Source organism: Streptomyces sp. WP-1 (assembly GCF_030450125.1).
In the GTDB taxonomy this organism is placed as follows: domain Bacteria; phylum Actinomycetota; class Actinomycetes; order Streptomycetales; family Streptomycetaceae; genus Streptomyces; species Streptomyces incarnatus.
Genome location: NZ_CP123923.1, coordinates 7287457 through 7308041, shown reverse-complemented (window position 1 = coordinate 7308041; position 20585 = coordinate 7287457). Strand labels below are relative to the sequence as shown.

Genomic DNA, 20585 nt, shown 5'->3' with positions numbered 1-20585 from the left:
TGCCGCCCGCCGTCTGCCACGATGGTCGACGCCCTGACCGGGTGGCCCGGCCGTGCAGCGCAGCCGGCCCGCGGGTCACCCTCGGTCACTCTTCCCCACCCCTTGGCGAGTACCCCCTCGTGTCCTTCTCCCCTGACCTGGCCGCACCCGCCTCGCGTGCGCCGTGGCGGTCGCTGCGGCACCCCGGTATGCGCTGGTGGTCGGTCGCGAACCTCGTCTCCAACGCCGGCACCTGGATGCAGCTCACGGTGCAGAACCTCCTGGTGCTGCACATCACGGGCTCGGCGGCGGCGACCGGTCTCTCGATGTCCGTGCAGGCGGCGCCCGCGCTGTTCGTGAGCCTGCTCGGCGGCGCGGCCGTGGACCGCTGGCCCCGGAAGCTGACGGTCGCGGTCAGCCAGGCCCTGCTGGGCGTGGTGGCGTTCACCATGGCGCTGCTCGTGGCCCTGGACCGGATCGACATGACGTCGCTGCTGGTGCTGGCCGCCGTGACCGGTGTGATCGCCACCGTGGACGGCCCGGCCTGTGCGCTGCTCGGCAACGATCTCGTGCCGGTCGCGGACGTGCCGTCCGCGATCGGTGTCGGCGCCCTCGTGCACAGCGCGGGGCGGCTCGCGGGCACCGCCCTGGCCGGTGTGGCGGTCGCCCTCCTCGGCACCGGCGCCGCGTACGCGGCCAACGGGCTGTCCTTCCTGTTCGTCGCGTCGGTGGTGCCGTTCCTGCGGCCCGTGCGCGCGGCCACCGGGCAGCGGCCCGTGGCCGAGGTGCGCCGCGAGCCCGAGCGGGCCGGTGCCCGGGAGGGACTCGCCTACTTCGTGCGGCGTCCCCGGCTGATGGCGCTGGCCGGGATCACCGCGATCAGCTCCGTCTTCGGCCGGAACTACGGCCTCACGCTCGCCGTCCTGGTCACCGGACCGCTCGCGGGGGGCGCCGGCTCGTTCGGCACCGTCTCCACGGTGCTGGCGATCGGCGGCATCCTCGGCGCGGTGCTCGGCGCCCGGCTGCGCAGCCCCTCGGTGCGCACGGTGGGTCTGCTCGCGGCGGCGGGCGGACTGCTCCAGGTGGTCGCCGGGCTGTCGCCGTCGCTCGCGGTGCTGCTGGTGCTGGTGCTGCCGATGGCCGTCGTGGAGTCCGTCTCGGACACCGCGGGCACGGCCGTGCTCCAGACCGATCCGCCCGCGCATCTGCGGGGCCGGGTGCTCGGGGTGTGGAGCACCATCGGCACCGTGTGGGGCCTTGGCGGGCCGCCGCTGCTGGGCCTGCTCATGCAGGCGGCGGGCGCACGGGGTGCCCTGGTCGCGGGTGGTCTGCTCATCGCCGCGTCGGTGGGCGCGGGCATGCTGCTCCGGGCCCGGGGCGGCTCGGAGCCGGTGACGGCGGTACCGGCGCCGGACGGCGACGTGCCGCGGCGGGTGGCGCTGGGTACGGCGGCCTGACGGAGCCGTACCCGGCGCGCGGCGGCCCCGGCGCCCGCTTCACTCCGGGCGGCCGGGCAGGTGGTACACGTGGAAGGCCTGGCCGATCACCGGCTGGGCGACGTTGCGGACGCGGACGCCCCCGCTGGTCATGCCGTGCTCGGTGCCGGCGTGGGCGTGGCCGTGGACGGCGAGGTCGGCGCCCGCGGTGTCGATGGCCTCGGCGAGGAGGTAGCTGCCGAGGAACGGGTAGATCTCCGGCGGCTCCCCGGCGAGGGTGTCGGGCACGGGCGAGAAGTGGGTGAGGGCGATCCGGACGTCCGGGTCCCACTGCTCCAGGTCCTTCAGGGCGGCGTGGAGTCCGTCGGCGCAGCGGCGGGTGTAGCGCACGAACTCCTTCATCAGCGGTTCGCCGAACTCGCCCGCGCAGCGTCCGACGAAACCGCCGCCGAAGCCCTTGGTGCCGGCGACCCCGATGCGCGCCTCGCCCGCGGTCACGACGGCGGCCTGGCCCTCCAGGACGTGCGCGCCCGCGTCCCGGAGGATCGCGGTGACCTCCTCGGGGTGCTCGTCGTGGTGGTCGTGGTTGCCGAGGACGGCGACGACGGGCACCTTGAGGCCCTCGATCTCCCGGGCGACGACGACGGCCTCCCCGGGAGTGCCGTGCCGGGTCAGGTCCCCGGCGAGCAGCAGGACGTCGGCGCAGTCGGGGAGCGTCTCGAAGGAGGGGCGCAGGGTGCCCTGGCTGTCGGGGCCCATGTGGATGTCGCCGACGGCCGCGACGCGGATCATGTCAGGTCCTCTCCGTGGTCGGGCGTGGCGGTGCCGGCCACGAGCAGGTCGCTGTGCAGCGGGTGGTGCGCCAGCTCCTCGCGGGCCGCGGCCAGGATCTCGTCCCGGCACCGGGCGGACGGGACGGTGCCGGTGAGCAGGACGGTGTCGCCGCGCAGTTCCAGGCGTACGCCGAGTTCGCCGAGCGTTCCCGAGGCCAGGCGTTCGGCGAGGTGGGCGACGCGGTAGTCCAGCTGGGTGTCCGCCGGGGGCGGGGCGTCGGTCATGGCCGGTCCTCACGGGGTGCGATGACGTTCAGGCGTTCGAGGAGAAAAAGGAAGGCGGCGGGCATGGGCTGCTCGCCGCAGGTGTCGCGGACGACGTCCCAGTCGACCTTCTCGCGCATGGCCCGGGCGACCGGCAGCACGGCCCCGAAGTCGCAGTAGTGCTCGCAGAACGCGCTGATCAGGCTGCGGATCAGATCGGTCGGGCAGAGCACCGGCATCAGCACCGAGTCGACCGGCAGGACATGCGCCCGGTCGAGCATCTCCGCGGTGACGGGCTGGTGGGCCAGCGTGAAGATGATGTCGACGTTCTGCCCCTGGCAGGTGGTCTTCAGCAGCCAGTCCTCGGGTGGGGTGCGCACGGCGAAACCGGCCTCGTGCAGGGTGGCCGCCACGGCGTCGGCGTCGTCGGGGAGCACGCAGAAGTCGGCGTCGTGCTGGAGGTAGCGGCTGCCGCCGTGCGCGTACACGGCGACGCTGCCCGCCAGTGCGAAGGGGTGACCGGCCCGCTTGAGCAGGGCCCCGATCCGCTTGGCGGCCTCCAGGATGGCCTGGCTGCGGTCATGGGGGAGGTCGGGGGCGCCGGGCCGCGTCTCCGGCTCGTCTGCGGGAGGGGGCTGCGGCGGGGATCCGGCGTCCGGCGGGGCCGGCCGCCGCGGCGTCTGTCCCGGTGCGGTCTGCGGCTGCGGCCCGGAATCAGGCGGGATGTCCGGCCGTACACCCCCTGCTCCCGGCTGGGTCGGGTCCGTCGCGAGGCGCAGCCCGGTGGCCTCCGGTACATCCTGCCGGCGTACGGACGCGGTCTCCTCCCCGTGGTGCGCCATGGCCCTCCCTCTCCGGCCCGTGACCCGGTGACCCGGGCGGGCACCGAGGGCCGTTCGGGTACCCGGGGCCACGACGGCGACACGGCGACGGCGGGACGAGGGGGCGGCGCGCGGGGGCTCGGGGGCGTACCGGGGGCGCAAGTGGCCGCCCGTCGCGCCCGGTAGCACGCTGGTAGGCATGGGATCTCGGGTCGGGCCGGCGGGTGAGCGGCGATTCTGGCAGTCGCCGCAGGCGCTGCTGTTGCTGCCGATCATGCTCATCGTGGTGATCACGGTGGTGGACGTACAGGCACCGGAGAGCATCCACCTCGGCCCCGCCCTGGTGATCGCGCCCGCGCTGACCCCGTCCTTCGCCGGTCCCCGGACCACGGCGGCCGTCGGCGCGCTGGCCACGCTCGCGCAGATCGTCATCGGCATCGCCCACGGCGGGATCGGCACCTCGAACCACATCGTGCAGATCATCACCCTCGCGGTGCTCTCGGTGATGGTGGTCCTCTACAGCGCCCTGCGCGAACGGCGGCAGGCCCAGCTGGCCCAGGTCCGCACGGTCGCCGAGGCCGCGCAGCACGTGCTGATGTGGCCACTGCCCGAGCAGATCGGCCCGCTGCGGATCGCCTCGCTGTACCTGGCCGCGGAGGACGAGGCCCAGATCGGCGGCGACCTCTACGCGGCGACCGTGTGCGACAACGCCGTACGGGTCCTGATCGGGGACGTCCGCGGCAAGGGGCTGCCCGCCATCGGGGAGGCCGCGCTGCTGCTCAGCGCGTTCCGGGAGAGCGCCCACCGGCACCGCACGCTGGCGGACCTGGTCGACACGCTGGAGCAGAGCGTCACCCGGTACACGGCCGATCTGGAGACGGCGGACGAGGCGGGCGAGCGGTTCGCCACCGCGCTGCTGGTGGAGATCCCGGACCGGGACCAGATCACCCGGATGACCAGCTGCGGGCATCCGCCGCCGCTGCTGCTGAGCCCGGGGCACGTGGTGACGGTGCCGAGCCTGCACCCCTCGCCGCCGCTCGGCGTGCAGGGGCTGCCGGCGAGCGTGGAGCACACGCTGGACGTCTTCTCCTTCGAGCCCGGTGACACGCTGCTGCTCTACACCGACGGCGTGGTGGAGGCCCGGGACGCGCGGGGCCGGTTCTATCCGCTGGCGGAGCGGGCGGCGCGCTGGACCGACGACAGCCCGGAGGCGCTGCTGCACCACATCCGCCGCGATCTGCTCGCCCACGCCGGGGGCCGCCTCGGCGACGACGCCGCGCTGATCGCGCTGCACCGCACCCCCGTCGACCGGCACCGCCACCACGGCCATGGGCGCGGCCACGGCCGGGCGGCCGGACGGCAGGACACGGCGGGCGCCGAGCGGTCGTAGCCCCGCCCGGCCGGGGCCGGACGGGGCGGTCGTACGGCCGTGCCGCCGGGGTCAGTCGGCCGGCCGGAGGTCGGTGATCTTCAGGGTGCGCAGGTCGGACTGGACGTCGATCCGGGTGACCGCGGCGCGCGGGCCGTCGCTCCAGGTCAGGGTCACCTGACTGGTGGCGTGGCCGGCGCCCGAACCGGTGTAGGCCACCTGCCAGCGCACCGGCACGTTCTGGGCGAAGAGGATGCCGTCGGCGTGCTCCTTGGTCTCGTAGGCGGCGACCCTCTTCTGGGCGGCCGAGGAGAGGTAGAAGGCGCGCAGGGCCTTGGCCTCGGCGCCCGCGGCCTTGTCGTCGGTGGCCCAGACGGCGTCGATGTAGGCGCCGTAGAAGTCGGCGACGTGCTGGGTGGCGTTGCGCGCGTCGCCCTGGGCGACGGCGGTGGTGCGCGCGGTGGCGGCGTGCGCGGTGGCGGGTCGGGCGAGGGCGGGCGTCACCGCGGCCAGGCTGAGGCCGGCGGCGAGGGCGAGGGCGGTGAACAGGGTCGTACGGCTGCGGACGGACATGTGTCTCGTTCCCCCGGTTTCGTGACGGGCGGGCTGGTCCCGCCCGCTGACGGCTGGTAAGACCGCGTTTCGGCAAGGGTGGTTCCGGTGGTTTCCGGATGATTCCGGGCATGCGGCAAGGCGGAAAAGGTTGCGTCGTTTTCCGGCCTCGGGGCGTGCCGGTCCGGTCATATCTCTGGTTCTACCGCTCCTCCAGCCGCCGGGCGAACCGGTCGAGGGCCATGCGGGTGCCCCGCCCGCGACCCGGACGGCGTACCGGGGATACGCGGTGGCCGGGGCAGGCCCTTCTACAGCTCCCCGCGGATCGCGCCGAGCAGGGTCTCGGTCCGGGCCGCGGGCGCCGCCTGGGCGGCGAGGCGGTCCAGGGTCTCGCGGTACGGCTCCACGTGCTCGGGCCTGTCGAGGTGGACGGCCCCGAGCAGGCCGTCGACGTAGACGGTGTCGGGCAGTTCGCAGGCCCGGAACCGGAGGAGGTGGTAGGCGGCCGCGGGCATCGCGGGGTGCGGGCCGTGCGCGAACGGCATGAGCCGCACGGTCACATGGGGCAGCCGGCCGATCTCGGCCAGGTGGTCGATCTGCGCGCGCATCGTACCGGGGCCGCCGACGGTACGACGCAGCACGGCCTCGTCCAGCACCACCCACAACCGCGGCGGTTCGGGTCCGGCGAGCAGCCGCTGCCGCCGCATCCGCAGGGCGACCCGGCGTTCGGTGGTCTCCGCCGAGGCGCCCGGGTGGGTCGCGCGGAGCAGGGCGCGGGCGTAGTCCTCGGTCTGCGACAGGCCGGGCACGCAGCTGTTCTCGTAGCCGCGGATGCGGACGGCGGCCTGCTCCAGACCGAGGTGGGCGGCGCACCGGTCGGGCACGACATCGCGGTAACCGTGCCACCGGCCAGGCTTGTCGGCCTCGCGCACCGAGCGCAGGAAGGACTCGATCGCGTGCGGGTCCGTCACACCGTAGACCCGGAGCAGCTTCTCGGCGTCCGCGAGCCGCAGCCGGGCCACCTTGGCGGCCTCCATGCGGCGGATCGTGGAGTGGCTGACCCCGATGGCGGCACCCGCCTCGGCGTGACCGAGTCCGGCCCGGATCCGCAGCTGTTCGAGCCGCCGCCCGAGGATCATGCGCAGCACGGAAGGGGCGCCGCCCCAGTCGGTCTCCGTGGTCATCCACACTCCCGGGAGCAGGCAGCAGGGTCGCCCTCGTACAGCGTCGCCGCGGGCACGCCACGCAGGGTGTGCCCCTCGGTGCAGCATGCACACGGCCGACTGCCATTTTCAACTCGCAGGTTGCGGGCCGTTGTTGGCAGGTGGGAAAGTGGGTCGACTGCTCCGGCCGACCGAGGAGCAGGCGGCGCGGCCGGTCGGGGGACCGGGCCGCGGCACGGCCTCGTGCGGGGCGGTGTGCCGTCTGCTGCGCGCGTCCGGCCGGCCCAAACCCCCCACCACGCACGGCCGGACGCTCCCCACGCGAGGCCGGACGAAAGGCGCACGGCGATGGCTCCGCCCTTCCTCCCCCGACCGCTCCACCGCCCGCCCCCGGGCGTGAGAACGGACCGGTCGTCCCGCGCGGACGGTCCGGGCCCGAGGCAGGGCGCACTGTCCGAGAAGCCCGGCCGGGCGGTCCCCGGGGCCCGACTACCCGCGTCGGACGCCTCCTTCGACCTGCCGGCCCGCTCCCTGTCCGTCGGCACCGCCCGCCGGGCCGTACGGGACCTGCTGACGGTGTGGGACGTACCCGAGGGGGTACGGGACGACGTGGTCCTGGTGGTCTCCGAGCTGATCACCAACGCGCTGGTGCACGCGGGCGGCACACGGATCACCTGCCGGCTGCACCGCGCGGCCGAGCGGATACGGGTCGAGGTGGCGGACGAGATCACCGGGGAGGCGGAAACCGCGCTCCCCGTGGCCTGCCGTCCCGGGCCGGAGGACCAGCACGGGCGCGGGCTGCTCCTGGTGGAGGCGCTGAGCCTCGGCTGGGGCGTCACCCTCCCGTCCGACCGGCCCGCCCGGGTCGTCTGGGCGGAACTGCGGTCCGCCTGAAACACCCTGCCCCACCCGGCACTTCGAGGGCGCGCGGCCGCTCCTCCAACCGCCGAACCGGACCAACCCCCACCAGTCCGAAGGATCCCCATGCACCACACCGCTCCCCTCCCCCAGCCCCTTCCGGTCGTCGACCCCTCCTGGACCCGCGCCCGCCCGAAGCCCGGCTCCGAGGAACAGCCCGACTGACCCCCCGCTCCCACTCGACTCCCCCCGTCACAGGCCTTCGCGGGGCTTCTGCGACCCCGACATCGCGCCCCGCGTCGGCCGGGCGGCGCGCGCGTGCGCGAGCAACGCCTCGGCGGCGGTGCGCAGTCGGACCGCCGCCGAGGCGCAGGCGGCCGCCTGCCGCTCCAGGGCCGGGCGGCTCCACCCGGGCGCCGCCGGACAGCCGCCGAGCGTGGCGGCGGTGTCGCGCAGACGCCGGGCGTAGCCGTCCATCAGATCGGCGTCGGCCCGCAACCGGCCGATGTGGGCCAGGAGTTCATCGGCCTGCGCCGCGCTCGCCCGGCCGGACTCGGTCACCATGGGTACTCCCAACTGGACTGTGTGCGTACGGGGCTTCAGCGCGCCAGCTCCGCGCCGCCGCCGCGGTGCGCCATGAACTGCGGGCAGGCCAGCACGAACAGGGGCCGGGCCGCGTCGATGCCGAGCCGGCGCAGCTGCCCGGCGAGAGGTTCGGCGGCCGCCGTGTCGAGCCGTACCCGCACGCCCGCGCCCGGGTGCAGCCGGAGCCAGCCGTGGGCGCGGACCAGGGTGCGTACCGTGCCGGTGCCCCGGCGGCCGTACAGGGCCCGGTCGGCGTCGGGGCAGCGGACGCCCGGCCCGAGCCGGCCCTCGACCACCAGCCCGAGATCCTCGGAGCGGGCCCGGATCTCCCTGCCCGTCAGGTCGGCCTCCGCGCGCATCCTGAGCACCGGCTGCCCCCAGACCTCCTGGGCGACCACGCGGGCCGCCTCGGTGGTGACGGCGAGCGAGAGGACGTAGCGGCCGGTGCGGCGCAGGTCGACGCGGCGCAGCAGATCGGTGACGGCGTCGTACCGGCGCGGCCGCCACAGGTCGTCCACCAGGACGGACAGGGCGATCTCGGTGTACGGGCCGATGGTGGTGCAGCGGTGCTCGTGCACGGAGAGCACGGCGAGGGCCCGGGGGCCGAGCCGGCTCGGTGTCAGCCAGTCCGCGTCGGGCAGCAGGCTCCGGGCGGCGGCCGGGTCGACGGGGAAGCAGAGGTGCGCGGCGGCGGAGTCGTAGTACCGCACCGGCACGTCGACCGGGCCCACCGTGGTGCGCACGGGGGCGGTGGCGAGGGTGAGGAAGGGGTGGCCGGCGGGCGGGTGGGCGTGATCCGTGAGCCGGTACGCCTGGGTGCGGACGACGGGGCCGCGGTAGGGGGCCAGCGCCTCGTCCAGGTCCGCGCGGGCCGCCGGGAGCAGGGTCCGCAGGTGCTCGATGTACTCGCGCAGGCGGTGGCAGAGGGGGAACTCGCGGGTGGGACCGGCGTATTCGAGGCGGTAGCGGGTGGTGTCGGCCGGGTCGGCGGGGGGCGCCGCCGGGTCGGTGCGGTGGCCGTCGGGGGCGGCCACCAGGTCGTACTGGTTGGTGACGGTGGCGATCCAGGTGCGGGGGTCGGCGGGCTTGCGGTCGCCGGACGGGGAGCCCACGGCGATGGCGTGGGTGACGCGGTAGGTGCGGCAGAAGTCCTCGTCCTGGGCGAGGTTGAGGACCGCGTTGCCGCCCTCGCCGTGGCCGATCAGGGCGAGTTCGGCGCCGCGCGGGATGCCGTGGACGGCCAGGGCGTGCGCCAGGGAGCGGGTGTACGGGGAGTCCGTCGCGCACAGGTCGCGCCAGGCGCCCACGAGATCCTGGGGGGCGTCGGCGCGGGGGCGTCCCGGGGCCGTGCCGGGGGCCTGGACGACGTAGCGGACGACGCCGTCGGGGCCGCGCACGTTCTGGACGAGGATCCGTCCGTCGGTGGACAGCGCCTCGATGTTGCGCAGGAAGCCGAGGAGCGAGCCTTCGGTGGCCATGATCCGGCGGCGCTGGTCGGTGAGGTCGACGGGCTCGGCGCCGCCCTCGGGGGTGCCGCCGCCCTCGGGCTGGCCGTCCAACAGGGCGCGCACGGCGAGGAGTTCGGATATCAGCGGGGCGAGCCCGGACAGCGCGCGCTGGGCCGTGCGGTCCCGGAGCAGGGCGCGCAGGGCCCGTACGGCGTCCTCGTCGCGGCCGGCGGTGAGGGCGCGGTCCAGCAGGCGCATGCCGGGGGTGCGGGCCAGTTCGGGGTGGTCGGTGAGTACGGCGGTGACGCGCAGCCGCAGCGAGGTGAGGGCCACGAGGGCGGCCAGGTTCGCCGTGCCGCGCGTCCGGCCCGCGAGGTGGCGGGCGCGGGTGAGGCCGCCGCGGGGCTCGGTGCCGGCGAGGCCCGGTCGCGCGGTGAGGGCCCGCAGCAGGGCCCAGTATCCGGCGGGGCCGGTGCGGGGGTGGCGGCGGGTGGCGGCGGTCAGGTCGGGGGCGGACAGGGTGGTGGCGGTGCGTTCGGACACCGCGCGGATGCCCTCGGCGATCTCCAGCACGTCCCGCGCGCAGCCGCGCAGCACGTCCCCTGGGTCCGGACCGCCCGGCGCGGGCCGCCCGGGTGCGGTGCCGTCCGCTCGCATCCAGCGCTCCCTCGGTTCGACGACGTACGACGGCTGCGGCCGCGTCGGCGGGACGCGGCCCGCGTCCATCGTGTGCCAGCCCCACCCGCCCCGCACCTCCGTCCGGGGCCGGGACGGGGGCGGCGGGGGTGCGGCTGAGCGGGGGGACGGGCCGTGGGGTGGAGGAGGGGCGGGTCGGGGGCGCCTGGGCCGTTGGCATATTCCCGGTGGCCGCACGACCCGTTACGACGAACGGGCCCGCGTCTTCCACGGCATCCTCACTGCGGCAGCGATCCGCCTACGGCTCCGCACATGATCCGCCGGACAGCGCCTAGGCCACCCGGGTGACCCGCGGCACGGGAGTCCTTGAGCCCCGTCGACGGTCCGCTCGGCCTCGTCACGACGCCGGTGGCGCTCGCGGTCGAACCCGGCGGGTCCGCCTCCGGTGCGGCCTCTGCGCCGGCGGTCGGCCCACTGGCCCCTCGGCCCCGGCATCGTGTGCCGGATCCTGCGACTTCGCGGGTAGCCGTGGTCCCGTCGGAAACGGTATGCCTTTCGCCGCCGACATGACCGAGCCGGCACCGGGGCCGGAGCCGACCTCCCGACGGCCGGAAATCCGGATCCGGTCCAGGACCTCGATCATCTGCGGGGCCTCGGCCGGACGGTCGCCGCCGGTTCCGCATCGCCCACTTCGACGGTCCCCAACCTTGGCTCAACGGGGGTGCGTTCACTCGTGCCGCGTACTTCATGTGTGAGCTTCAGCACGCCGACGCGAGAGGCTGGCACGCCGTATCAGACATGTCGTCACACGGCTCCCCCAGGTAGGGCGTTTGAGCGTGGCTTGAGCTTCGACTCAAACCGCCGAGCGACCGCTCAGCATGGCACCGGGTGCCGTTCTCCCTCTGATAGAGGGGCAGTTGCCGGGAAACGATATTCGTTGCGCTCCGGTAAAGTCGGCACACCTCTTGCCCCAGGGCCTACGCACACGCGTGGGCTGCCCGATCGGGAGCCCACGAACGCCGTGGCCTCCCCGGGACCTGCGAAATCCGCAGGCTCCAGAGGAATGGGGTGATAGGCCCGATGACTGAGCTGATCGAGTCGGAGGGGCACTGCCAGTGCTGCGGCAAGCGGGACCGGCCCGAACGGGTCGCCCGGTGGCTGGGGATTCTGGTCCGCGTGGTCTACGAGATTGCGCTGACCTGGCCCTGGTAGCGGAAAGCCCCGACCTGAGGGTCGGGGCCCGACCGGCCTGAACAGGTCGGCCGCACTGCACACGGTGTGCGAGAGAAGGTCTCACCGGGATGCTTCGCGGGCGTCGGGTGGGGCCTTCTCTTTATGCCCGAATGCGGTTACCGCCGCGTACGCAAGAGAATCTGGGCCTTTGTGATGCCAGTCACACTTGGGGGCGGCGATGCCCCCACTATGCCTTGCCTTACCGCTCCCACGACAGGGAGCCGCGTGTTGATCCGGCCACACCCAGCAGTCGACGCGGGAAACCGTGCTGGTAGTTCCCGATTTAGGTCCCGTGAGCGTGACGCATGTCACACGCCGATTGAGTGAATGTCCGTACTGGCGTGCGGTTGGATTTTGCACGGTTTGCCAGGGGATCATCATCGTGCAAGTGCAACATCAGGGCCCATCCTCGTGGGTGGCCGAACTGTACACGTCTCCTCTGACAAACACCGCCCCTTCCAGGCCCATTTCCACAAGGACCCTTCGAAACGTCTGCGCCCAAGGGCCGTCGGTGACCACATACATCCCGCCACGAAAGAACAGCGCCTCGGCGTCGGCCAAGCGGAATCTCCGGCGATGCTGCCTGTCGTCCCTGCGGACCAGGCGGGCGGCTTAAAGGGCCCAGGCATGCGAAGCCCGGGACAGCGGGGCCGCTCGGTCGGCGCCCCCGGCTCCTCAGGAGGTGCGCCCGAGCGCTTGGCTGACGATATGAACGCCCGCTGATGAGCCATCTATGCTGGTCCGCAGCATCACAGGGGGAAGGAATAGCAGGTGGACTGGCTTTGGTGGGTTCTCGTCGTCTTCTGGACGGGTGGCTTCGCGTGGGCAGCGGACAATGTCCGCACCGCACTGCGTCATCGGCACGAGCGCAAGTTGCAGCTGCTGGAGGGGGCGCGACAGGAGCGCTTGGCCCTCGAAGCAGCGAAGAAGGCTCCGGAGCCGGTGTGCGGTTGCACGCACCATCTCGCCAAACACGACAAGCAGGGTCAGTGCCACGAGCGCGTCGAGTTGCCCGTGGCCTGGGATGAGAACAAGAAGCCGCTGCGTTACGAGGCCGGCCAGTGCAACTGCCAGCAGTACGTGGGGCCGCAGCCTCTGTCGCAGGTGTTCGCGGAGAACCTGACAGATCTCGTCTGACCAGGACGGCGAGGCCGCTCTCCCGCACGCCGCCGGAGACCCGGATCCCCGCCCTCCGGTGTGCCCGGCCGTGAACGGCTGGGGATTTCCGGCGGGCAGGGGTGGCCGGCTGCTGTGCTGGAGTCGGGGACGGTGGGTGGGGCGTCGCGGTGTTGCCCAACATGCCGTATGTCTCCCCGGGGTTGGCCGAGGCACTGGCGACCGGGGTCACCGATGAGCCTGAGCGCCTCGGCGCCGCGTCCGGAGTCGGCGGTGGCGGCGGCGAAGGCCGTCGCGGGGCGGCGTCGGCGCCACAGCAACGGCAACGGCAACGGCAACGGCAACGGCAACGGCAGGCTCGCTCGCCTGCGCGGCGGGCATGGCCGTGAGCGGCAGCCGGGTGAGCGCGAGCCGGACGCGGTGTGATCCGTCGGCGGCGCCGCCGTGTCGCAGGTCCGGCAGGCAGAACGTCGGGAAGGCGACGGCCGCCCCGGCCGTGTCCAGCGCTCAGGGTCGGGCCGGCCCCGCAGCCGCCGCCCGCACCGCGCGGCCGGCGGTCCCATGGCGCCGAGTCCCTCCGTGACCGCCACGGGTACGGGGGCGGGAGACAGGGTGGTCATGGCGGGGTGCCCGGTCAGACGTCCCCGCGCCGCAGCCGGTGCGCCGCGCCCGCCAGCGCCAGCACGGTCCAGGCGAGGAAGACCAGCAGCCCGGCGCCGGGGGACAGCGAGGTGGCGTCGTGCGTGAGGGCGTACATCGCCTGGCCCGCGTTGCTCGGCAGGTAGGGGCCGATGTCGTCCTGCCAGGAACTGGGCAGCAGGGAGGCGAGGCCGGGGACGAGCATGAAGGCGGCGACCAGGACCGTGATACCGCCGGCCACCGAGCGCAGCAGGGCGCCGAGGGCCGTACCGATGACACCGACGAGGCCGAGGTAGAGCCCGGCGCCGAACAGGCCGCGGACGACGCCCGCATGACCGAGCGTCAGGGCGGCGGACGTGTCGGAGACGACGCGACTGCCGACGAGGAAGGCGGCGAACGCGCCGACCGTGCCGACGACGAGGGCGACCAGGCCGTACACCGCCGCCTTGGACCAGAGCACGGGCAGCCGGCGCGGCACCGCCGCCATGGTGGAGCGGATCATGCCGGTGGAGTACTCACCCGCCGTGACCAGCACGCCCAGCACACCGAGGGCGAGTTGGGCGAAGTTGGCGCCGAAGAGGGAGAGGCTGAGGGCCGTGGAGCGGGCGAACTCCTGGTCCATGCGGGGCGATCCCGTCATGGACCGGAAACGGTAGGAGGCGATGACGCCGAAGACGACGAGGAACAGCAGTCCCAGGCCGAGGGTGATCCAGGTGGAGCGCAGCGACCAGAGTTTGGCCCATTCGGAGGCCAGGACGCGGCGCCCGGTGACCCGGTAGACGGGGCGGCCCGGTGCGACGCCGGTGTTCCCCGCGGCTGAGGTGCTCTCGGTCAGGGTGCTCATGCGGCGCTCCCGGTGCGATCGGTGCGGGTGCCGGCGGCGTCGGGGCTCGTCGTGCCGCCGTGGTACTCGACGGCGTCCCTCGTCAGGTCCATGAAGGCCGACTCCAGGGACACCGCCTTGGTGCTCAGTTCGAACAGGGGGATGCCGTGTGCGGCGGCCTTCAGCCCGATCTCCCGGGCGCTCACCCCGCTGACCTGGAGTTCCTCCGAGCCGATCCGGCCGGTGATCTCCACGCCCGGCCCGGCGAGCACCTCCCGCAGCCGTCCCGGGTCGTCGGTGGCGACCCGGACGGTGTCCCCGCCCGCCTCGCGCACCAGGTCCCGTACGGTCGTGTCGGCGAGCAGCCGCCCCCGGCCCACGACGATCAGATGGTCCGCGACCTGCGCGACCTCGCTCATCAGGTGGGAGGACACGAAGACGGTACGGCCCTCCGCCGCGAGCGAGGTGAGCAGGTTGCGGATCCACAGGACGCCCTCGGGGTCGAGGCCGTTGACCGGCTCGTCCAGCATCACCGTGCGGGGGTCGCCGAGCAGGGCCGCGGCGATGCCGAGCCGCTGGCCCATGCCGAGCGAGAAGGAACCGGCCCGCTTGCCCGCGACGCTGCCGAGCCCGGCGAGCCCGACGACCTCGTCGACGCGGCGGCGCGGGATGCCGTGGGTCAGCGCGAGCGCCCGCAGATGCTGGTAGGCCGAGCGGCCGGGGTGCACGGACCTGGCCTCCAGCAGAGCGCCGACCTCCTGGAGCGGGGCGCGGTGACCGGCGTAGCGGCGGCCGTTGACGGTGACGGAGCCGCTGGTCGGGGCGTCGAGGCCGACGATCATGCGCATGGTGGTGGACTTCCCGGCGCCGTTCGGGCCCAGGAATCCGGTGACGGTGCCGGGTTCGACGACGAAGTCCAGTCCGTCGACCGCCGTCTTCTCGCCGTACCTCTTGGTCAGTCCTCGTGCCTCGATCATGCGGGCTCCCTCTGTCGCGGACCGCGCCGTCCGTCGTGCCCTCACGGGCGGCGGCGTCCGTCGCGTCTGACGTCTCATCCGCAACGCTAGGCGCCGAAACCCCGCATACCCGTGGCAGTAGGGGCTGAACGGGGCAGAAAGGGTGGCACCCGGGTACTGCATGTCGGGTACCGCATGTGCGGGGCGCGGTGGTGGTGCCGGTGCGGGCCGCGGTGATGGGTCTGGTGCGGTGCGCCGCGCGGGGGCGTGTCGGGGGCGGCGGCGAGGGGGCCTGCACCGTAAGGGGCGGCCCCGCCATCGCTCCGGGTACCGGCCGGTTCTCTCAGGCGGACAGGCCCGCGGCGAGGGTGGCGCCGAGTTCCCAGCAGGATTCCGTGTCGGTACGGCCGGGTTCACCCGTGACGGTGACCGGTTCGGCCGCGCGGCGCCAGCCGAGGCCGGTGGTGATGGTGTCGAGGGCGCGGACCGCGCCGGTGACGTCGTTGCCCCCGTGGACGTAGTAGCCGAAGGGACGGCCGCGGGTCTCGTCCAGGCAGGGATAGTAGATCTGGTCGAAGAAGTGTTTGAGGGCGCCGGAGATGTAGCCGAGGTTCGCGGGGGTGCCGAGGAGGTAGCCGTCGGCTTCGAGGACATCGGCGGCGGTGGCCGCGAGGGCCGCGCGGCGCACCACCCGCACGCCCTCGATCTCGGGTGCCGTGGCGCCGGAGACGACGGCCTCGAACAGGGCCTGGCAGTTGGGCGACGGGGTGTGGTGGACGATCAGCAGGGTGGGCACACCCGCACCCTGCCGGGTCCGGCGCGCGGTGCGCAAACGCGCCGTCGCGCCACGCCGTTGTGGGCGCCGCGCGCGGGTGCGAGGATGCCCGGCGTCGGCGCCGTACGGGTGCCGTGCGGGTCGGCGCCGTACGGTTCGGTGCCGCGTGACGGGAGGAGCCGTGGTGGCCGAGGACGAGCGCCGGGTGCCGGCGGCCGTGGTGTTCGACGCGCTGGGTCTCGACTACGAGAAGGCGTTCGCCTCCTCCGCGGCGCACCGGGCGTCCCTGCGGTGGCTGCTGGAGCGCCTGGCGCCGGGCAGCCGGGTGCTGGACGTGGGCTGCGGGACGGGGCGGCCGACCGCGCGGGCCCTGGCGGACGCGGGGCACCGGGTGCTCGGCGTCGATGTGTCCCCGGTGATGGTGGAGTTGGCGGAGCGGCAGGTGCCGGAGGCCGAGTTCCGTCGCGCCGACATCCGTGAACTCCCGCTGGAGGAGGGTTCGTTCGACGCGGCCTGCGCCTACTTCTCGCTGCTCCAGATGGACCGGGCCGAGCAGGAGGCGGTGGTGGGCCGGCTCGCGCGGGCGGTGCGGCCCGGCGGGTTCGTGGTGCTGGCGACCGTGCCCGTCGACGTCGAGGGCGCCGAGGGGCTCTTCATGGGGCAGCCGGTGCGGGTGACGAGCTTCGGCGCGGACGCGTTCAGGGACGTGGCGGGCCGGGCCGGACTCGCCGTACTGGCGGCGGAGCGAACGGAGTTCGCGCCGGCGCATCCCGAGGCCGTACCGGAGCCGCATCTGTTCCTGCACTGCCGGCGGCCCGCGCGGTAGCCTCTGGTCTTCCTCAAGCCGCTTGGTCCTCGGGACCCTTGGCGGCGAGGATGGTCGGCATGATGGGAATCGCGGGTCTGAACAGGAAGCACGACCACGTGCTGGTCATCCGGGACGCGGACGTGGTGTCCTCGGTCCTGCGCGAGGCGCTGGCGCAGGCCTCGCCCGAGGAGCGCCCGGGTCTGGAGCACGCGGTCGCGCTGGTCGAGTCGGCCGCGGGGGCCACCGAGGCCAAGCTGCGCGCCGACTGGACCCGCGCGAGATTGGCCGCCGTCGGCTTCACGGGCGACCTCTCCTCGGTCGCGGCGATCAAGGCTCTGCGCCAGGCGGAACCGGGGCTGAGCCTGCTGGCGGCGGTGCAGCTCCAGAAGGAGGCGCTGACCCAACCGGAATGATCCGGGCGGGTGTTCGCCGCCGCCGCGGGCGGAGCCCCGGAACGGCCGGATCCGGCACCCTAGGGGCCACAAGAGGCCGTTGGGGGTGACCGTAGGGGAAGGCCATAAGGCACCCCTAGGGAAGTCATAAGATATGCTTATGAGGTCATAGGCGGGACCCGCGTACCAACTTAGGTCTGCCTTAGCTTAGGCTTCCCGATCGAGTCGACTTTTTCACTCGAAGGGAATCTGATCATGCCGCGCCCCCTGCGGGTAGCCATCGTCGGAGCCGGCCCCGCCGGGATCTACGCCGCCGACGCCCTGCTCAAGTCCGAGGTGGCCGCCGACCCCGGCGTGTCCATCGACCTCTTCGAGCGCATGCCCGCCCCCTTCGGTCTGATCCGCTACGGCGTCGCGCCGGACCACCCGCGCATCAAGGGCATCGTCACCGCCCTCCACCAGGTGCTGGACAAGCCGCAGATCCGGCTGTTCGGCAACGTCGACTACCCGACGGACATCAGCCTGGACGACCTGCGCGACTTCTACGACGCGGTGATCTTCTCCACCGGCGCCATGGCCGACCGCGCGCTGTCCATACCCGGCATCGACCTCGACGGCTCCTATGGCGCCGCCGACTTCGTCTCCTGGTACGACGGCCACCCGGACGTGCCGCGCACCTGGCCGCTGGAGGCCGAGAAGGTCGCGGTGCTGGGCGTCGGCAACGTGGCCCTGGACGTGGCCCGCGTCCTCGCCAAGACCGCGGACGAGCTGCTGCCGACCGAGATCCCGCAGAACGTCTACGACGGTCTGAAGGCCAACAAGGCCGTGGAGATCCACGTCTTCGGCCGCCGGGGCCCGGCCCAGGCGAAGTTCAGCCCGATGGAGCTGCGCGAGCTGGACCACTCCCCCAACATCGAGGTCATCGTCGACCCCGAGGACATCGACTACGACGCCGGCTCGATCGAGACCCGGCGCGGCAACAAGCAGGCCGACATGGTCGCCAAGACCCTGGAGAACTGGGCGATCCGGGACGTCGGCGACCGCCCGCACAAGCTGTTCCTGCACTTCTTCGAGTCCCCGGCGGAGATCCTCGGCGAGGACGGCAAGGTCGTCGGCCTGCGCACCGAGCGCACCGCCCTCGACGGCACCGGCAACGTCAAGGGCACCGGCGAGTTCAAGGACTGGGACGTCACCGCCGTCTACCGCGCGGTCGGCTACCTCTCCGAGAAGCTGCCCAAGCTGCCCTGGGACCTCGGCTCGGGCACCGTCCCGGACGAGGGCGGCCGGGTCATCGAGGAGGGCGGCACGCACCTGCAGTCCACCTACGTCACCGGCTGGATCCGGCGCGGCCCGGTCGGCCTCATCGGCCACACCAAGGGCGACGCCAACGAGACGGTGTCCAACCTGCTCGCCGACCGCGCGGAAGGCCGGCTGCACACGCCCGCCTCGCCCGCGCCGGAGGCCGTGGACGCGTTCCTCGCCGGGCGCAACGTCCGGTACACCACGTGGGAGGGCTGGCACCGCCTGGACGCCGCCGAGCGCGCCCTGGGCGAACCGCAGGGCCGCGAGCGCGTGAAGATCGTGGAGCGCGAGGAGATGCTGCGCAAGAGCGGCGCATGAGCGCTCCGCGCGCTGCCTCGGCCGGGGCTGGGCTCGAACGGGGCTGAGCCTCGGCCGCCGCGGGAGGGGGCACGCGGGTAGGCGGCACTCGGGTGAGTGGAACGCGGGTGGGTGGCTGATGGCAGGGGTGCGGGTGCGGGCTGGTCGCGCGGTTCCCAGCACCCCTGGAGGATCGCCCTGCCGTCGACCGGGAGGCCGACGTGTCCGAAAGGTCCGAAAGGGCGCCCGGCGCGAGCAGGGCGCGCGCCCCGGCGGAAGCCGCTCGCACGCGCCGGGTGAAGGCTCCCGCGCGACCCCCGGGAGGGGCACGCGCCGCGCGCGGGCGTGGGGCCGTCTACGTTTCCCCGGGGCGAACCGTGATACTGGAAGGCGCACCCGCCTCCATCAGCAGATTGGCCTATGTCGAACTCCGCCACCGACCGCGCCCCCGTCCCGCAGTCCGTCTGGGCGGCCCGCGGCCGTCACACCGGCCCCACCCCCGAGGACGTCGTCCGCCGCACCCTGCGCCGGCACAAGGAGAGCGGGGACATCGACGACTTCGCCGAGCCCCCCGCACCCGAGGACGCCTCCGGGAGCGGCGCACCCCCCACGGTCTTCGAGGCACGCTGGCGGGTGGGCGGCACGGTGACGGTGCGGGCCCGGCTCACCCTCGTACCCCGGCAGGGCAAGCCACAGGGGCACGAGTGGCGGCTGGTCGCGGAGGCCGAGCGGCCGTGGGACGAGGGCTGGCCCTCGCCCGCGACGCTGTTCTGGCCCGAGGGCGGCACCGGCGACGACGGCTCCTGGGACCATCACCCCACGGTCGCGGGCGTGCGCTTCCGGCAGGTCAACGCGCTGCCCGCGGACGACAAGGAGATGCGCCGCCGGCTGCGGGAGGCCGCCCGTGAGGCCTGGTGCGTCAACCTGGTCGTGCACGAGGCCATGACCCCCGACGAGCAGGGCAGGCTGCCGCTCGCCCGGCTGCTCCCGCCCGCCCTGCGGCACCGCGTCGTGGAGCACCGCGCCGCCCCGCACCAGCTGCGCGGCGTCAACTGGGCGCTGAAGGACCTCGGCGTCGAGGTGCCGCGCGGCGGCGCCGTGATCCTGCCGCCGGACCCGGCCCCCGAGGACTACGACGGCGACCCGCACCGGGTGCGCAGCGTCTTCCTGGACGGCTCCGAGCCCCCGGAACTCCTCGCCGCGCTGCGCCACTTCGTCGCGCTGCCCCGCCCCGCGCCGCAGGACGCCACCGAGGCGCTGGCGGACCTCAGGGACAACTGGACCCTGATGACCCACCAGGAGGAGCTGGAGCGCGAACGGCGTCTCGTCACCATGTACGCCGAGGCGCTGGAGGCCATGACGAAGTCCCGGGACCTGTACAAGCAGGCCGCCGAGGAGGCCCTGGAGGCGCTGGCCGCCTACCGTGACGTACCGTCGGCCGCCCTGCCGCAGCAGCGGCCCGCCGCCAAGGCGCCCGCACCGCTCCAGCAGCTCACCCGGACGTTCGAACGGCTGCGGTTCCCCGGTCTTCCCGGCCGGGCGAAGGCGGCCCCCGAGGACTCCGCCGACGGCGCGGACGTGCCGTCCTCCGACCTGCCGTCGTAAGCCCCTCGTGCCGGACAAGGAGCCCCGATGGACACCACCACCCTGCTGCTGATCATCGCCGCCGTCGTCGCCGCGGGCCTGGCCGCCGGTGCCGTCGCGCTGCTCGTACGCCTGGTGCGCACCCGGCGTACGCTGCTGCGGGCCGGGCTGCCCACGGGGCCGCGCTGGGTGTTCTGGGGCGCGGTGGCGTATCTGCTGCTCCCGACCGATCTGCTGCCCGACCCCATCTACCTGGACGACATCGGCGTCCTGCTCCTCGCCCTGCGCAGCCTGCGCGCCGCCCGGCCGGACACTCCGGAGACACCCCGGCTGCCCTGAACCGGCGGTGCCGAGCGGATCGTGTTCGCGGGCACCCGGCGGGAGGCGCTGGCGCTGAAGGCCCGCGACCCGGGCTGGCTCGCCTTCCAGGACGGGGCGCCGGTCGCGGGCTTCGACCTCGCCGACTCGCCCGCGCGGCTGCGCCCGCTCGATGTGCGCGGCCGTACGATCGCGCAGAAGACCACCGCCGGCACGGTCGGGGCGCCGGCTGTGGCGGACGCCGGCTGGTGCTGTGCGCGAGCTTCGGCGGCCGGGGCGACCGCCGAGGTGCTGCGCCGGGCCGGGGCGCGCACGGTGACCTTCGTCGCCACCGGGGACGACGGGCGGGCGGAGGAGGATCCGGCCCGCGCCGAGTACATCACCGCCCGGGTGGGCGCCCCCGACGCCGATCCCGGGCCCTGTCTGGAGCGGGCCCCCGCCTAGAGCTGCGGGCGCTC

22 protein-coding genes and 1 pseudogene are annotated in these 20585 nt (G+C 74.0%); 12 read left to right on the top strand and 11 right to left on the bottom strand.

From position 1 onward, the window contains the following. The first annotated feature begins 188 nt into the window (after positions 1–188). The gene (locus QHG49_RS32520) at positions 189–1436 is read left to right on the top strand and encodes an MFS transporter (RefSeq protein ID WP_145484783.1); all 1248 of its coding nucleotides are present in this window, start codon (positions 189–191) and stop codon (positions 1434–1436) included. Positions 1437–1475: 39 nt separating this feature from the next. Here the strand turns inward: QHG49_RS32520 and QHG49_RS32515 are convergent, their stop codons facing one another. The 3 genes from QHG49_RS32515 to QHG49_RS32505 are packed head-to-tail and all read right to left on the bottom strand — an operon-like array spanning position 1476 to position 3294. Then, a complete protein-coding gene (locus tag QHG49_RS32515) occupies positions 1476–2207 on the bottom strand; it encodes a metallophosphoesterase (protein WP_301492365.1) in 732 nt (243 codons plus the stop codon). Continuing rightward, positions 2204–2473: a BON domain-containing protein gene (locus tag QHG49_RS32510; protein ID WP_145484678.1), complete on the bottom strand. Its 270-nt coding sequence runs from the start codon at positions 2471–2473 to the stop codon at positions 2204–2206. The genes QHG49_RS32515 and QHG49_RS32510 overlap by 4 nt, the downstream gene beginning before the upstream one ends. Then, entirely contained in the window at positions 2470–3294 is an 825-nt protein-coding gene (locus QHG49_RS32505) for a nucleotidyltransferase family protein (RefSeq protein ID WP_301492363.1), read from the bottom strand. Before QHG49_RS32505 ends, QHG49_RS32510 begins: the two co-directional genes overlap by 4 nt. Before the next feature lie 178 nt (positions 3295–3472). Between QHG49_RS32505 and QHG49_RS32500 the strand changes: the two genes are divergently transcribed. After that, the gene (locus tag QHG49_RS32500; protein ID WP_159707389.1) at positions 3473–4663 is read left to right on the top strand and encodes a PP2C family protein-serine/threonine phosphatase; all 1191 of its coding nucleotides are present in this window, start codon (positions 3473–3475) and stop codon (positions 4661–4663) included. Between the two features lie 51 nt (positions 4664–4714). Here the strand turns inward: QHG49_RS32500 and QHG49_RS32495 are convergent, their stop codons facing one another. Next, positions 4715–5215 (bottom strand): hypothetical protein, encoded by a 501-nt coding sequence (locus QHG49_RS32495; RefSeq protein WP_145484675.1) that lies wholly within the window; start codon positions 5213–5215, stop codon positions 4715–4717. Positions 5216–5502: 287 nt separating this feature from the next. Beyond that, positions 5503–6378: a helix-turn-helix transcriptional regulator gene (locus QHG49_RS32490; protein ID WP_301492362.1), complete on the bottom strand. Its 876-nt coding sequence runs from the start codon at positions 6376–6378 to the stop codon at positions 5503–5505. 375 nt (positions 6379–6753) lie between these two features. Here QHG49_RS32490 and QHG49_RS32485 point away from each other — a divergent pair, with 375 nt between their 5' ends. Continuing rightward, positions 6754–7251, top strand: coding sequence for an ATP-binding protein (locus QHG49_RS32485; RefSeq protein ID WP_301492359.1), 498 nt, complete (start codon positions 6754–6756; stop codon positions 7249–7251). A 216-nt stretch (positions 7252–7467) separates the two neighbouring features. Here the strand turns inward: QHG49_RS32485 and QHG49_RS32480 are convergent, their stop codons facing one another. The 3 genes and pseudogenes from QHG49_RS32480 to QHG49_RS32470 form a co-directional block, all read right to left on the bottom strand. Next, positions 7468–7779 (bottom strand): hypothetical protein, encoded by a 312-nt coding sequence (locus QHG49_RS32480; protein WP_301492358.1) that lies wholly within the window; start codon positions 7777–7779, stop codon positions 7468–7470. 35 nt (positions 7780–7814) lie between these two features. Continuing rightward, on the bottom strand, positions 7815–9905 hold the full coding sequence (locus tag QHG49_RS32475; protein ID WP_301492357.1) for an acetoacetate decarboxylase family protein: 2091 nt from the start codon (positions 9903–9905) through the stop codon (positions 7815–7817). Positions 9906–10259: 354 nt separating this feature from the next. Further along, positions 10260–10563 (bottom strand): annotated as a pseudogene (locus tag QHG49_RS32470) (IS5/IS1182 family transposase); the annotation flags it as partial. A 401-nt stretch (positions 10564–10964) separates the two neighbouring features. Here QHG49_RS32470 and QHG49_RS32465 point away from each other — a divergent pair. From QHG49_RS32465 to QHG49_RS32455, 3 genes are all read left to right on the top strand, one after another. Beyond that, entirely contained in the window at positions 10965–11096 is a 132-nt protein-coding gene (locus QHG49_RS32465) for a hypothetical protein (RefSeq protein WP_260864736.1), read from the top strand. Positions 11097–11888: 792 nt separating this feature from the next. Further along, positions 11889–12254, top strand: a complete 366-nt coding sequence (locus tag QHG49_RS32460) for a hypothetical protein (protein WP_159707381.1) — start codon at positions 11889–11891, stop codon at positions 12252–12254. A 213-nt stretch (positions 12255–12467) separates the two neighbouring features. Next, positions 12468–12659 (top strand): hypothetical protein, encoded by a 192-nt coding sequence (locus QHG49_RS32455; protein WP_301492355.1) that lies wholly within the window; start codon positions 12468–12470, stop codon positions 12657–12659. A 208-nt stretch (positions 12660–12867) separates the two neighbouring features. On the opposite strand, the gene QHG49_RS32450 is transcribed toward QHG49_RS32455, so the two are convergent. The 3 genes from QHG49_RS32450 to QHG49_RS32440 form a co-directional block, all read right to left on the bottom strand. Further along, positions 12868–13716: an ABC transporter permease gene (locus tag QHG49_RS32450; protein WP_301492354.1), complete on the bottom strand. Its 849-nt coding sequence runs from the start codon at positions 13714–13716 to the stop codon at positions 12868–12870. After that, positions 13713–14672, bottom strand: a complete 960-nt coding sequence (locus QHG49_RS32445; RefSeq protein WP_145484662.1) for an ABC transporter ATP-binding protein — start codon at positions 14670–14672, stop codon at positions 13713–13715. The genes QHG49_RS32450 and QHG49_RS32445 overlap by 4 nt, the downstream gene beginning before the upstream one ends. Before the next feature lie 322 nt (positions 14673–14994). Continuing rightward, the gene (locus tag QHG49_RS32440) at positions 14995–15447 is read right to left on the bottom strand and encodes a flavodoxin family protein (protein ID WP_159707375.1); all 453 of its coding nucleotides are present in this window, start codon (positions 15445–15447) and stop codon (positions 14995–14997) included. Between the two features lie 145 nt (positions 15448–15592). On the opposite strand from QHG49_RS32440, the gene QHG49_RS32435 reads away from it, so the two are divergent. From QHG49_RS32435 to QHG49_RS32410, 6 genes are all read left to right on the top strand, one after another. Next, positions 15593–16252 (top strand): bifunctional 2-polyprenyl-6-hydroxyphenol methylase/3-demethylubiquinol 3-O-methyltransferase UbiG, encoded by a 660-nt coding sequence (locus QHG49_RS32435; RefSeq protein WP_301492351.1) that lies wholly within the window; start codon positions 15593–15595, stop codon positions 16250–16252. A 59-nt stretch (positions 16253–16311) separates the two neighbouring features. Then, entirely contained in the window at positions 16312–16647 is a 336-nt protein-coding gene (locus QHG49_RS32430) for a hypothetical protein (RefSeq protein ID WP_145484656.1), read from the top strand. A 234-nt stretch (positions 16648–16881) separates the two neighbouring features. Continuing rightward, entirely contained in the window at positions 16882–18246 is a 1365-nt protein-coding gene (locus tag QHG49_RS32425; protein WP_301492350.1) for an FAD-dependent oxidoreductase, read from the top strand. A gap of 399 nt (positions 18247–18645) precedes the next feature. Further along, entirely contained in the window at positions 18646–19830 is a 1185-nt protein-coding gene (locus tag QHG49_RS32420) for a hypothetical protein (protein ID WP_301492349.1), read from the top strand. Positions 19831–19857: 27 nt separating this feature from the next. Beyond that, positions 19858–20148, top strand: coding sequence for a DUF1232 domain-containing protein (locus QHG49_RS32415; protein ID WP_145484651.1), 291 nt, complete (start codon positions 19858–19860; stop codon positions 20146–20148). An 18-nt stretch (positions 20149–20166) separates the two neighbouring features. Then, positions 20167–20571 carry a 2-phosphosulfolactate phosphatase gene (locus tag QHG49_RS32410; RefSeq protein WP_159708839.1) on the top strand — a complete coding sequence of 135 codons (405 nt, stop codon included), beginning with the start codon at positions 20167–20169 and terminating at the stop codon, positions 20569–20571. Positions 20572–20585: the final 14 nt, after the last annotated feature.

Coding starts and splice junctions, on each gene's coding strand:
- QHG49_RS32495 (WP_145484675.1), bottom strand. CDS start 5,215: ATGTCCGTCCGCAGCCGTACGACCCTGTTCACCGCCCTCGCCCTCGCC.
- QHG49_RS32425 (WP_301492350.1), top strand. CDS start 16,882: ATGCCGCGCCCCCTGCGGGTAGCCATCGTCGGAGCCGGCCCCGCCGGG.
- QHG49_RS32465 (WP_260864736.1), top strand. CDS start 10,965: ATGACTGAGCTGATCGAGTCGGAGGGGCACTGCCAGTGCTGCGGCAAG.
- QHG49_RS32515 (WP_301492365.1), bottom strand. CDS start 2,207: ATGATCCGCGTCGCGGCCGTCGGCGACATCCACATGGGCCCCGACAGC.
- QHG49_RS32510 (WP_145484678.1), bottom strand. CDS start 2,473: ATGACCGACGCCCCGCCCCCGGCGGACACCCAGCTGGACTACCGCGTC.
- QHG49_RS32455 (WP_301492355.1), top strand. CDS start 12,468: ATGAGCCTGAGCGCCTCGGCGCCGCGTCCGGAGTCGGCGGTGGCGGCG.
- QHG49_RS32445 (WP_145484662.1), bottom strand. CDS start 14,672: ATGATCGAGGCACGAGGACTGACCAAGAGGTACGGCGAGAAGACGGCG.
- QHG49_RS32480 (WP_301492358.1), bottom strand. CDS start 7,779: ATGGTGACCGAGTCCGGCCGGGCGAGCGCGGCGCAGGCCGATGAACTC.
- QHG49_RS32505 (WP_301492363.1), bottom strand. CDS start 3,294: ATGGCGCACCACGGGGAGGAGACCGCGTCCGTACGCCGGCAGGATGTA.
- QHG49_RS32420 (WP_301492349.1), top strand. CDS start 18,646: ATGTCGAACTCCGCCACCGACCGCGCCCCCGTCCCGCAGTCCGTCTGG.
- QHG49_RS32500 (WP_159707389.1), top strand. CDS start 3,473: ATGGGATCTCGGGTCGGGCCGGCGGGTGAGCGGCGATTCTGGCAGTCG.
- QHG49_RS32490 (WP_301492362.1), bottom strand. CDS start 6,378: ATGACCACGGAGACCGACTGGGGCGGCGCCCCTTCCGTGCTGCGCATG.
- QHG49_RS32520 (WP_145484783.1), top strand. CDS start 189: ATGCGCTGGTGGTCGGTCGCGAACCTCGTCTCCAACGCCGGCACCTGG.
- QHG49_RS32475 (WP_301492357.1), bottom strand. CDS start 9,905: ATGCGAGCGGACGGCACCGCACCCGGGCGGCCCGCGCCGGGCGGTCCG.
- QHG49_RS32430 (WP_145484656.1), top strand. CDS start 16,312: ATGATGGGAATCGCGGGTCTGAACAGGAAGCACGACCACGTGCTGGTC.
- QHG49_RS32415 (WP_145484651.1), top strand. CDS start 19,858: ATGGACACCACCACCCTGCTGCTGATCATCGCCGCCGTCGTCGCCGCG.
- QHG49_RS32450 (WP_301492354.1), bottom strand. CDS start 13,716: ATGAGCACCCTGACCGAGAGCACCTCAGCCGCGGGGAACACCGGCGTC.